Annotated in this window: 7 protein-coding genes; 2 read left to right on the plus strand and 5 right to left on the minus strand. The window is 70.0% G+C overall.

The genetic code is table 11. The features are described 5' to 3' along the window. Together ACFY3D_RS17145 and ACFY3D_RS17150 are read left to right on the plus strand one after the other, a co-directional pair. Positions 1-6,282, plus strand: coding sequence for an RHS repeat domain-containing protein (locus ACFY3D_RS17145; protein WP_389980382.1), 6,282 nt, complete (start codon positions 1-3; stop codon positions 6,280-6,282). Continuing rightward, positions 6,275-6,706, plus strand: a complete 432-nt coding sequence (locus tag ACFY3D_RS17150) for a hypothetical protein (protein WP_389980384.1) — start codon at positions 6,275-6,277, stop codon at positions 6,704-6,706. Before ACFY3D_RS17145 ends, ACFY3D_RS17150 begins: the two co-directional genes overlap by 8 nt. Before the next feature lie 134 nt (positions 6,707-6,840). Here the strand turns inward: ACFY3D_RS17150 and rocD are convergent, their stop codons facing one another. The 5 genes from rocD to ACFY3D_RS17175 all read right to left on the minus strand — a co-directional run bounded on the left by rocD (position 6,841) and on the right by ACFY3D_RS17175 (position 12,006). Next, positions 6,841-8,052: an ornithine--oxo-acid transaminase gene (rocD, locus tag ACFY3D_RS17155; protein ID WP_389980386.1), complete on the minus strand. Its 1,212-nt coding sequence runs from the start codon at positions 8,050-8,052 to the stop codon at positions 6,841-6,843. Positions 8,053-8,111: 59 nt separating this feature from the next. Then, positions 8,112-8,918, minus strand: a complete 807-nt coding sequence (ddaH, locus tag ACFY3D_RS17160) for a dimethylargininase (protein WP_350944511.1) — start codon at positions 8,916-8,918, stop codon at positions 8,112-8,114. A gap of 136 nt (positions 8,919-9,054) precedes the next feature. Then, the gene (locus ACFY3D_RS17165; protein ID WP_350944510.1) at positions 9,055-9,552 is read right to left on the minus strand and encodes an Lrp/AsnC family transcriptional regulator; all 498 of its coding nucleotides are present in this window, start codon (positions 9,550-9,552) and stop codon (positions 9,055-9,057) included. Between the two features lie 172 nt (positions 9,553-9,724). After that, positions 9,725-10,435, minus strand: coding sequence for a DUF5941 domain-containing protein (locus ACFY3D_RS17170; protein ID WP_350944509.1), 711 nt, complete (start codon positions 10,433-10,435; stop codon positions 9,725-9,727). Then, positions 10,432-12,006, minus strand: coding sequence for a CDP-alcohol phosphatidyltransferase family protein (locus tag ACFY3D_RS17175; RefSeq protein WP_362898375.1), 1,575 nt, complete (start codon positions 12,004-12,006; stop codon positions 10,432-10,434). Before ACFY3D_RS17175 ends, ACFY3D_RS17170 begins: the two co-directional genes overlap by 4 nt. Between the last annotated feature and the right edge of the window lie 124 nt (positions 12,007-12,130).

Raw genomic sequence — 12,130 nt, forward strand, 5'->3', positions numbered from 1 at the left:
ATGAAGGGGTTATACGAATCGGGTACCCGGCGTTGGCTGGCCGTGTTCACGGCACTGGTCACCGCCGCGGGCCTGCTGGTGGCGCCACCGGCGCACGCCGGGGCCGGGCCGGACGGAGAGCGTCCCGAGGTCGAGAGCGCCGAGCGCGTGGTGCCCGGCAGGGCGGAGACGGTGAGGCCGCGCAAGCCCGACCCCGCGGCCGCCGAGCCCGACCCGGCCCCGGCGGGCTGGCCGGAGCCGGGAGTGACCGAGGCGAAGGTACCGGCGAGCGGGGAGGCGGTCCGCGCCGGGAAGCTGCCGGTCCGGGTACGAGCTCCCCAATCGCGGGCCAGGGGGGCGGCGCCTCCCGTGGAGGAGGTGAAGGTCCAGGTCCTGGAACGGGCGGCGGCCCGGCGGGCCGGCGTGGACGGGGTCGTGCTGACCGTGGGCGGTCCCGGGACCGGCCAGGTCGGTGTCGAGCTGGACTACTCCGGGTTCGCCGGAGGTTTCGGCGGGTCCTACGGCAGCCGGCTGCGCCTGGTCCAGCTGCCGGCCTGCGCGCTGACCACCCCTGACGCGCCGCAGTGCCGTACCGGCACCGAGATCCCCTCGCGCAACGACACCGAGGCGAGAACGCTGTCGGCCGAGGTGACGGCCGCACCGCAGGCGACGGTGCTCGCCGCGGTGGCGGGGGAGTCCAGTGAGAAGGGCGACTACAAGGCGACGGCGCTGTCGGCCTCGTCGACCTGGGCGGTCTCCGAGCAGTCGGGCGACTTCGCCTGGTCGTACCCGATGCGGGTGCCACCCGTCCCCGGTGAGCTCGCGCCCAAGGTGGAGATCGGCTACTCCTCGGGCGCGATGGACGGCCGCACGTCCAACACCAACAACCAGCCGTCCTGGGTGGGAGAGGGATTCGACTACTGGCCCGGCTACATCCAGCGCGGCTACAAGCCGTGTGCCGACGACGGGGCTCCCAAGGACCAGTGGGGCACCCCGCCGGGCGACCAGTGCTGGGCCTACGACAACGCCACCCTCAGCTGGAACGGCAAGGGCGGCGAGCTGGTCCAGGCCGCGGACGGCACCTGGCGGATGAAGAACGACGACGGCACGCGTATCGAGCGGGTCAAGGACACCGGGAAGGCCAACGGCGACAACGACGGCGAGTACTGGAAGCTGACCACCACCGAGGGCGTGCAGTACTTCTTCGGCATGAACCGCCTGCCCGGCTGGAGCACCGGCAAGGAGGAGACGAAGTCGACGTGGACCCACCCGGTCTTCGGCGACGACGCCGACGAGCCCTGTCACGGTTCCACGTTCGCCACCTCCTGGTGCCAGCAGGCCTACCGGTGGAACCTCGACTACGTCGTGGACCCACGGGGCAACGCCATCTCCTACTTCTACACGCAGGAGGGCAACCGCTACGGCCGCAACCTCAAGCCCGCCGACGACACCCCCTACGTGCGGGGCGGCTGGCTGGACCGGATCGACTACGGCCAGCGCGCCGCCACCCTGTTCTCGGCGAAGCCGTCGGCCAGGGTGGTCTTCGGCCTCTCGGAGCGCTGCCTGTCGGCGACCGCCGCCGACTGCGCGGAGGACAAGATCGGTGACCATCCGACCAGGTGGCCCGACGTGCCCTGGGACCTGAACTGCGCCGCGGGCACCGAGTGCAAGGGCACCAAGGGCACACTGGCGCCCACCTTCTGGTCACGCAAGCGGCTGACCAAGGTCACCACCCAGGTGCTGAAGGCGGACGGAGCCTACCGGGACGTCGACTCCTGGAAGCTGGACCACCTCTGGGGCGACGCCGACATCGACCGGGCCCTGCTGGTCAAGTCGATCCAGCACACCGGTCATGCGGCGTCCCCGGCCGTCACGCTGCCCCCGGTGACGTTCAACCACGTCCAGCTGCCGAACCGGGTCGACAAACTGGGCGACGACATCGCGCCGTTCGTCAAGTACAGGGTCGGGGCGATCTACGACGAGTCCGGTGGCCAGATCGACGTCAACTACTCCGACGCCGACTGCACGCTGTCCTCGCTGCCGACGCCGGAGACCAACACCCGGCGCTGCTTCCCGGTCAAGTGGACACCGGCCGGCTACGCCGACCCGATCCGGGACTGGTTCCACAAGTACGTGGTCACCCAGGTCGTGCAGAGCGACAGGACCGGCAAGGCGCCGGACATGCTCACCACCTACGAATACCTCGACGGCGCCGCCTGGCACTACGACGACGACGACGGCATGACCAAGGAGAAGTACAAGACCTGGTCGCAGTGGCGCGGTTACGGCCGGGTGCGGATCAAGACGGGAGGCTGGAACGACCTGCGCTCCCAGAGCGAGCGCCTGTTCCTGCGGGGCATGGACGGTGACCGGCTCGACGCCGACGGCGGCACCAAGAAGGTCTCCGTCGCCGACGGCGAGGGCGGAACGCACGTCGACCACGAGGCGCTGCAGGGTTTCGAGCTGAAGCGGACGGAGTACGAGGGGGTCGGCGGCGCGGTGGCCGTCAAGACGGTCAACACCCCGTGGCGCGAGCAGACCGCCGGCCGCACCAGGAGCTGGGGGACGGTCACCGCGAACCTGACGGACGTCGCCAAGAGCCACACCTGGACCGCGATGGACGGAGGGAAGTGGCGGGAGACCGAGATCGTGACCTCCTACGACCCGGCCACGGGTCTCGCCACCCAGGTCGACGACAAGGGCGACCTGGCCACGGCGGCCGACGACCGGTGTGTCAGGACCACGTACGCACAGGACAAGACCGCCTGGATGCTGAAGTTCCCCTCGCGGGTGGAGAGCCTCTCGGTGGCCTGCTCGGTCACGCCCGACCGGTCCAAACACGTGATCGAGGACGGGCGCTCCTTCTACGACGGCAAAGCCTTCGGCGCGGCGCCGGACAGGGGAGAGGTCACCAGGGTCGAGAAGATAGCGAGCCACAACGGCACCGCCGCCACGTACGTCCCCACCGAGATCTCCACCTACGACTCCTACGGCCGTGAGCTCACCACCAAGGACGCCGCGGGCAACGTCACCACCGTCGCCTACACCGACACCGCGGGCCTGGCCACGCTGGTGAAGACCACCGGGCCACCGGTCACCCCCGGCGACCCCGGTACGGCCCACGTCACGAGCGAGGAACTCGACCCGGCCTTCGGCTTCGAGACGGTCAAGGTGGACGCCGGAGGCAAGCGGACCGACCTGGAGTACGACGCGCTGGGCCGCCTGCTCAAGGTGTGGATGGCAGACCGCTCCAAGGCGGCCAAGCAGACACCGAACCTGGAGTTCAGCTACCGGGTGACCGACGGTCAGATCATCGCGATCGGCACGAAACGGCTGACCGCCGAGGGCGGCCAGACCGAGCCCACCTACGAGCTGTACGACGGCAGGCTGCGGCTGCGTCAGACCCAGGACCCGGGGCCGGACGGCGGGCGGCTGATCTCCGACAAGCTCTACGACTCCCGGGGCAACGTCGCGCGCGAGTACGGGCAGTACTACTCGACCGGGGCGCCCTCGACCACCCTTTTCGGAGCCTTCGACGGCAATGTCGAGTCGCAGAAGGTCTTCGAGTTCGACGGCCGCAATCGGGTGACCGTCGAGCGGTTCCTCGTCGGCAACGGCGAGACCCAGGAGAAGTGGCGCACGATCACCTCGTACGCCGGAGGCCGGGTCACGGTCGACCCGCCGACCGGGGACACGCCGGTCACCACCTTCACCGACGCGCGCGACCACATCGTCGAGCTGCGCCAGTATCGGGGGGACTCGCCGACCGGCGACTTCGACCGGACCCGCTACACCTACACCCCGCTGGGCAAGCTCGCCACGGTCGAGGACGCGGCGGGCAACACCTGGACCCACCACTACGACCTGCGCGGCAGGGAGATCCGGGTGGACGACCCGGACAAGGGCACGACCAGGTCCGCCTACGACGACCTGGACCGGGTGACCTCCACCGAGGACGCCAGGGGCGCCAAGCTGTTCACCACCTATGACGCGCTCGGCCGCAAGACCGAGGTCCGCGAGGGGTCCGCGACCGGCAACGTCCTGACGGCGTGGACCTACGACACGGTCCGCAAGGGGCAGCTCTCCAGCTCCACCAGGAACGCGGGCGGCCAGGCGTACACGACGACCGTCAACGCCTACGACAACCTGGACCGGGCGATCCGGACCACGATCACCGTCCCGGAAACCGAGAAGGAACTGGGGGGCAGCTACCAGTTCGACACCCGCTACAAGCTGGACGGCACGGTGCAGTCCGCCACCTTCCCCGCCTCGGGGGGCCTGGCGGCCGAGACCGTCGTCTACTCCTACGACGAGCTGCGGCGGCCCACGGCCACCTCCGGTCTCACCTCCTACGTGACCAGGTCGATCCACAGCCTCACCGGCAAACCCGAGCAGTACGAGCTCTCCACCGGAGGCAAGAAGGTCTGGCTCACCAACTCCTACGAGTACGGCACACAGCGGCTGAAGTCGGCGCGGGTCGACCGTGAGGACGTCGCCGGTGTGGACCGCCACGCCACCTACACCTACGACGCGGCGGGCAACGTCACCGCGGTCTCCGACGTCTCCCGGTCCGGCACGGACACCCAGTGCTTCTCCTACGACCACCTGCGCAGGATGACCGAGGCGTGGACGCAGGGCACCCAGAGCTGCGCCGGCACGCCCGCGGCGAACCTCGTCGGAGGCGTGGCACCGTACTGGCAGTCGTTCGGCTATGACGCGACGGGCAACAGGACGAAGGAGGTCGAGCACGGCGTCGGCGGGGCCGCCGACACCCAACGTGTCTACGGCTACCCGGCCGCGGGTTCCCCGCAGCCGCACGCGCTGGCCTCGGTGACCCAGACCGGGGGCGCGGGTGCTCGCGTGGAGAGCTACGGCTACGACGCCACCGGCAACACGACCAGCCGTAAGGTCGGCGCCGTCGACCAGAAGCTGGACTGGGACGTCGAGGGACGGCTGAACAAGGTCACCGACGGGGCCAAGGTCACCTCCTATCTCTACGACGCCGACGGCAACCGGCTGATCCGCAGGGAGCCGACCGCCACGACCCTGTACCTGCCGGGCATGGAGCTCCGGCTGGACACCGCGACCGCGAAGGTCGCCGCGACCAGGTACTACGTCCACGACACGGTCGCGGTCGCGGTCAGGACCACGGCGGGGGTGACCTTCGTCGCCAACGACCACAACGGCACCGGTGAGCTCGCGGTCAACGCCGCCACCCAGGCGGTCTCCCAGCGCCGCTTCAAGCCCTTCGGCCAGCTTCGGGGGGCACCGCCGGGGTCATGGCCTTCGGAGAAGGGGTTCGTCGGCGGCACCGTCGACTCCTCCACCGGCCTGACCCATCTGGGCGCCCGTGAGTACGACCCGGCGACCGGCCGTTTCATCAGCGTCGACCCGATCATCGACCCGCAGGACCCCCAGCAGATGAACGGGTACGCCTACGCGAACAACAACCCGGTCACCTTCACCGACCCGGACGGCAAGTTCTGGGGAAGCTGGATCGCCGCCCTGCTGGCGATCATCCGGGCACTGGCGGCGCTGCTCAACGGCGGCGGCGGTGGCGGCAACAAGGGCGGCGGCGGCAACGGTGGCGGTGGTGGCGGTGCGCCGCACCGCCCGGCGCCGAGCGGCGGTGTGAGCACCTCCTACGGCAAAACCGTCAAGACCAACACCCTCAGCAGCGTCGATCCCCGCAAGTTCACCGCGCTCGGCTGGCTCGCCTACGGCTTCGGCGGCCCGTCCGACATGCTCAACACCTGGGGAACCAACGTCGCCGAGAAGGGGCGGGTGATGGGTGGCATCTACGCCCTCAAAGCGGCGAGCTACCCGCAGGGAAACTGGAAGTCCAGCTGGTTCTGGAACGGGCTGCGCAAGTGGTACGACGCCAAGTCGGTCAGGGTCGAGGCGCGCGGCATCAAGTGGGGCGGACGCCTGGCCAAGGCAGGGAAGTTCCTGGGCCGGTTCGGACTGGTGACCACCTTCGCCGACGGCGCGCTGACCCAGTGGAACTCCGACAAGGGAAAGGACATCAACAAGGGCGAGAAAGCCCTGCGAGCCGGTATCCGCGGCGCCGCGGTGGCCGGCGGCGCCTACGCGGGTGCCACCATCGGGGCCGCGGCGTGCAGCCCCGGAGTGGTCCTCGCGGCGGTCTGCGGTGCGGCCGGCGCCTACATCGGAGGTATGGTCGGCGGAGTCGTCGGTGACACCGCCATCGCCGCCTACGACAAGGCGCGAGATCCGGTGGTGAACACCGCCAAGTCCATCGGTTCCGGGATCAAGAAGGGATGGAACAAGCTCTTTGGATGAGACAGCCGTGCTGACGGGGTACCCGCACGCGCCGGTGTGGGCGGTGCTCGCCACCGCCCTCATGGCGGTCCTCGGGTTCGTCAACCATCGCCGGTTCCGTGGAGCGGACGCGCAGAGCGCGTGGGCCGAGCGCTACTTCGACGAGGCCAAGCCGAAGGAGTGGCGCAACCTGCCCTTCGCCCAGCTCCCGGGGGCGATCATGTTCTCCCTCTGGGCGGTGCTGCTGGCCTACACCTGGGTGTCCGGGCAGGAGATCCTCGACGCGCTCGTCGGGCTCGGCTTTCTCGGGTCCTTCGTCTTCGGCGGGATCGCCGTCAAGCGGCTCTACCGGCCTCCGGCCAAGGCGAGGCCGGCCTGGCTGGTGGCGGAGGAGGAACGGCGCAGGCGGCTGGGCCTGACCACCCGCGACGGCTGGACGACGTAGGGGTCGTCTCCCGGTCCCCGCCGCCAGGGGACCGGGAGGAAGCGTGACGGAAACACGAGGAGCCGGTGCGGCTCTCCCGTCCAGGACGGGAGAGCCGCACCGGCTCCGTCATGCCCGGGCTCGGCCGGGGTGGTTCACTTTGCCAGTTCGGCGAGGGCCGCGCCGAGCTGGTCGACCGCCCAGAGGAGGTCCTCCTCGGAGACGACGATCGGCGGGGCGAGACGGATGGTCGAGCCGTGGGTGTCCTTGGCCAGCACGCCGTGGGCCATGAGCGCCTTGGAGACCTCACGCCCGCTCGCCAGCGACGGGTCGATGTCGACCCCCGCCCACAGGCCGCGCCCGCGCACGGTGACCACGCCGTGGCCGATCAGCCCGCGCAGCCTCTCGTGCATGACCTCGCCGAGCTCCCTGGCCCGCGCCTGGTACTCGCCGGTGCCGAGCATCTCGATGACCGCGTTCGCGACCGCGCAGGCGAGCGGGTTGCCGCCGAAGGTGGAGCCGTGCTGCCCCGGCCTGATCACACCGAGCACGTCCTCGTTCGCGGTGATCGCCGAGACCGGGACGACGCCGCCGCCCAGGGCCTTGCCCAGCACGTAGATGTCGGGGACGACGCCCTCGTGGTCGCAGGCGAAGGTCTCGCCGGTGCGGCCGAGACCCGACTGGATCTCGTCGGCGATCATCAGGATGTTCTCCGCGGTGCACAGCTCGCGGACCTGGGTGAGGTAGCCGTTCGGCGGTACCAGCACCCCGGCCTCGCCCTGGATGGGCTCAAGCAGCACCGCGACCGTGTTGGCGTCGACGGCCTCGCGGATCGCCTCGACGGAGCCGTACTTCACGATCCTGAAGCCGGGGGAGTAGGGGCCGAAGCCGCCCCGGGCGTCCGGGTCGGTGGAGAAACCGACGATCGTGGTGGTCCGGCCGTGGAAGTTGTCCTCCATCACGATGATGTTGGCCTGCTCGGCGGCCACGCCCTTGACCTCGTAGCCCCACTTGCGGGCCACCTTGATCGCGGTCTCCACGGCCTCGGCGCCGGTGTTCATCGGCAGGACCATGTCCTTGCCGGTGAGGTCGCCCAGCCCGGCGGCGAAGGAGGCGAACTGGTCGTGGAAGAAGGCGCGGCTGGTCAGGGTGAGCCGCGACAGCTGCTCCTGCGCCGCTGCGATGATCTTCGGGTTGCCGTGCCCGAAGTTCAGGGAGGAGTAGCCGGACAGGCAGTCGAGGAACCGCCTGCCCTCCACGTCGACGACCCAGGCGCCCCGCGCCTCGTGGATCACGATGGGCAGGGGGTGGTAGTTGTGCGCGCTGCGGCGCTCGCTCAGCTCGATGAACTCGTCGGTGCCGGTCATCCGATGATCCGCCCCTCCCCGATATGCCCGGTCCGCCCGGTACGTCTGGTCTGTAGTTGTCATGCCCCGCCCTGTCCCCGGATCTCCAGCGTGCAGCACTTGGGGCCGCCACCCGCCTTGCGAAGCTCCGACAGGTCCACCGCGATGACCTCGAAGCCCCGGCGCTTGAGTTCGAGCTGCAGGTCGGAGGCCTCGGCGTTGATCACCACGTTGACGCCGTCGCTGACGGCGTTGAGGCCCAGCACGGCCGCGTCGTCCTCGTTCGCGATGACGGCCTCGGGGAAGAGGGTGCGGAGCACCTCCTGGCTTCCAGGAGAGAAAGCCTCCGGGAAGTATGCCACGTTATGTCCGTTAAGCGGGAAGAGTGCGGTGTCCAGGTGGTAGAACCGGGGGTCCACCAGCTGCAGCGTCACCACCGGGCGGCCGAGGAACTCCTGGGCCTCCTTGTGCGCGGTGATGTCGGTACGGAACCCGGTCCCGGCCAGCACCAGGTGGTCGAGCGTGAGGAAGTCCCCCTCGCCCTCGTTGGTGAAGGCCGCCTCACGGACCCGCCGGTAGCCGTTGTCGACGAACCAGCGCAGGTACGCGGGTCCCTCGGCCGCGCGCTGCGGGTGGGTGAACCGCGCACCGTACACGCGGCCGTCCACGACCAGCGCGCCGTTGGCGGCGAAGACCATGTCCGGCAGGCCCTCCACCGGGTCGATGAGGCTGACGCGGTGCCCGAGCTCCTCGTAGACGCTCTTGAGCGCCTCCCACTGGCGGATCGCCACCTCGCGGTCGGCCCCGGCCTCGGGGTGCATCCACGGGTTGATCGCGTACTCGACCGCGAAGTGGTCGGGCCGACACATGAGGTAGTGCCTGGTCATGGATAACCCCCGCGCGTGAAAGGTCGTGGTGACAGCCGCCCATCACGGTCCCGATGGCGGCGTCATCAGCCTAGGAAGCGCGTTCTCGCAGGCCAAGAGCCTGCTTTTGCGCGTCGGCGCGGGTTTCCCGCGTGGTTCAGGTCAGAAACGTCGATTCGTTGTGCGGGGCGATGAAGGGCTCGCTGCGCGAGGTCACCAGGGGCGCCTCGATCAGCCGGGAGAGCACGATGGAGCTCTTGGTCCGCACCACGAACGACTCGGAGGCGATCCGCTCGATCACCCTCTCCACGTGCCGCACGTCGGTGGCCCTGATGTGCAGCAGCGCGTCGGCCTCACCGGTGATGGTGCACGCCGAGACCACCTCCGGATGGCGGCCGATGGCCACCCCGATCTCCGACGGCGAGGTCTTGCCCGCGCAGAACAACTCCACGTAGGCCTCGGTGGTCCAGCCGAGCGCCGCGGGCTCCACCCGGGCGGTGAACCCGGTGATGGCGCCGGTCTCGCGCAGCCGGTCCACCCGGCGTTTCACCGCCGACGCCGACAGGCCGACCCGCTGTCCGATCTCCGCGTACGTGGCGCGGGCGTCCTCGACGAGCGCCCCGATGATGTCGCGATCCAGCCTGTCCAGTTCCACGAAGACCTGTATACCGCTTCGGACGGGCGCGGGTTCGCGACGGGCGCCGGTGGCCCGCGCCCGGAAGACACGAACGCCGCCGGACGGATGATCCGTCCGGCGGCGTTCGCCGTTCGTGAAGCCCCGATCAGCCCTGATCGATCTTGATCAGGTCCGGTCGGACCGGAGCAGCTCAGGTCTGGTCGGCCTCGCCGGTGGCCTGCTCCTGGGCCTCCTCGGGGGAGGTCTCCAGGTCGTCGCTCGCCTGCGCGGCGTTCGCCGTCTGCTTGTCCAGGCCGACCCAGCTCGTCACGCTCTCCACCGCGAACAACACACCGAGATAGAGCGTGAGCGCGGCCAGCACCCACGTCATCACGCCCAGCACGGCGCCGACGCTGATGATCAGCAGCCGGAGCTCCCAGCCGAGCCCCGCCCTGAACACCCAGGGGGCGGGCCAGATGCTCTGCCGCGTCCGGTACACCGTGTCGTAGGTGTGGTAGCCGATCACGTAGATCAGCACGTAGAGCAGCCACTTGGGCGCGTCGACCGCGAGGCCGACGAGGATGATCGTGAGGAACTCGGTCCCCCGGATCAGCGGCGGCGCGAGCCAGTCGAGCTTGCCGAGGTGGTCGCGGGCCGCGGTGGGCAGCACCAGGACGATCATGACCAGTGCCGGGACGAGCAGGATCGGCCCCTCCACCAGTAGCCCGGTCACGGCCATCGCGATGATCGCCAGCAGCGCGGCGAGCGTGGCGGGAACCGGGGGCAGCCCCGGCCCCACCTTGTCGCGGAGCAGCGTCACCAGCGGGCCGTCGTCGCGGTAGGCGAGCAGCCGCGCGGTCTGCACGCGCAACCGCTCCTCGTATGGATCCGGAACGGGGGTCGTCTGCGGCTGGGTGATCATGCGAGAGACCTCATCAGGCGTCCGGTGAGCGAGTAGGCGGCACCGATGCCGCCCCAGATGATCAGGGTGAGGAAGGTGATCCTGGCGTCGAACAGGGCGCTGACGATCGCGATGGCGGCGAAACGCTCGCCGATGGGGAACACGATCATCTTGCGGGCCCAGTGCACGGCGCGGTATCTGCCGGCCCTGCCCCACATCTTCAGCAGGCTGCGGATCCCGCCGGTCACCGCGTTCTTGCGCTCCTCCAGCGCCTGGCGCAGCCCGGTGTCGGCGCTCACCGTGAGCGGGACCGACGGCAGCGGCGACGGGGGCTTGCGCCGGTTCGCCGCGCCGTAGGAGAAGTCGAGGAGGTGCCTGATGGACTGCACGCCGAGCGCGATCAGCGCGAGCGTCCAGACGTCGCCCACCCCGGAGACCGCCGCGCCGACCGCCAGGCCCGCGAAGACCACGTATTCCTTGAACCGGTCGAACGTGGCGTCCAGCCACGCCCCGAGCACGCCGAACTTACGGGCGTATCGTGCGACCTGGCCGTCCACGCAGTCGAACACGAACGCGAAGTAGATCAGCACGCCGCCCGCGACCATCCCGGCCCGCTCACCGGTGGCGAAGCACAGCGCCGCCGCCACGCCCAGCGCGATGGAGATCAACGTGACCTGGTTGGGGGTGAGACCCCGCCTCGCCGCCCATCGGGCGATGAACCGGGAGTAGGTGCTGACGAAGTACGTGGTGAAGAAGCCGTCGGCGCCCTTCACCGCGTTGTCCAGCCGCGCCCTGTCCTCGTTGAACGTGGACATCTCGGCCAGCGCCTCCGCGGCCTGCTCGGGAGTGGACACCCGGCGGAAGAACAGGTCCCGGCGGCCGCGGATGCCGACGGAGACGCCCTTGCGCACCAGACCCAGCACCAGCAGCTGGACCAGGTCGTCCTCGGGCCCCAGCAGGTGGGCCATGTCGGCCAGCTCGCGGGCGGCCTCCGCGAGGACGGGCGCGTGCTTGTGGTGCAGGTGCAGCGGGCCGAGCAGGACCGAGTTGGGCCTGGTCACCCCGTGGAAGGCCGAGCCCACCGAGATGACCCGGGACCTGCGGGCGCGCACCCTGACGGGCAGGCCCTCCAGCGTCCGCGCGCCGATCTCCGGCAGCGCCTCCTCGATCGGGACGTCCGGGACGACGACGTCGCCGTTCTCGTCCTCCTCGCGCGGCTCCTTGGCGATCAGCGCGAGGGCTCCGCGCTTCGACTTGGTGATCTGGTAGATCAGCTCGTCGTGGATCAGCGAGTTGGCCGGAAGGAGAAGCAGGTTCTCGGTGGCGTTCTCGACCGCGTCGGCCACGGCGCGCAGGTCACCGGCGAGGTCGGAGGTCTCGACAAGGCTGCCGGGGAAGCCCCGGTGGGCGGCGGCGTCGCCCGAGCGGACGATGGTCACCGGCTCGGAGTCGAGTGAGGCGAGCTGGCCGTGCAGCTTGCCGATCACCGTGGGGCAGCCGGGAAGCGCGGGCAGGGGCAACGCGGCGGGCGTCACCTGGCCGGGAGCGGCATCGGGGCCGGGCGATGAGCCCAGCAGGACCACGCGGGGCATGGCACCCTTTCGTGCGGAGACGGTGTGAGGCGGTGTAACCGGGGGCGGCATTTCGCCAGGGGCCAAAGTTTAGTGAGTTTTAGGTGAACAACACGCACCAGTGATCTATCCGTGTCGTTTGATC

The organism is Streptosporangium sp. NPDC000509 (assembly GCF_042898365.1).
Lineage (GTDB): Bacteria > Actinomycetota > Actinomycetes > Streptosporangiales > Streptosporangiaceae > Streptosporangium.

Excerpts from the sequence above, each read along its gene's own strand:
- ACFY3D_RS17145 (WP_389980382.1), top strand. The coding sequence starts at position 1 with ATGAAGGGGTTATACGAATCGGGTACCCGGCGTTGGCTGGCCGTGTTC.
- rocD (WP_389980386.1), bottom strand. The coding sequence starts at position 8,052 with ATGACCGGCACCGACGAGTTCATCGAGCTGAGCGAGCGCCGCAGCGCG.
- ddaH (WP_350944511.1), bottom strand. The coding sequence starts at position 8,918 with ATGACCAGGCACTACCTCATGTGTCGGCCCGACCACTTCGCGGTCGAG.
- ACFY3D_RS17170 (WP_350944509.1), bottom strand. The coding sequence starts at position 10,435 with ATGATCACCCAGCCGCAGACGACCCCCGTTCCGGATCCATACGAGGAG.
- ACFY3D_RS17175 (WP_362898375.1), bottom strand. The coding sequence starts at position 12,006 with ATGCCCCGCGTGGTCCTGCTGGGCTCATCGCCCGGCCCCGATGCCGCT.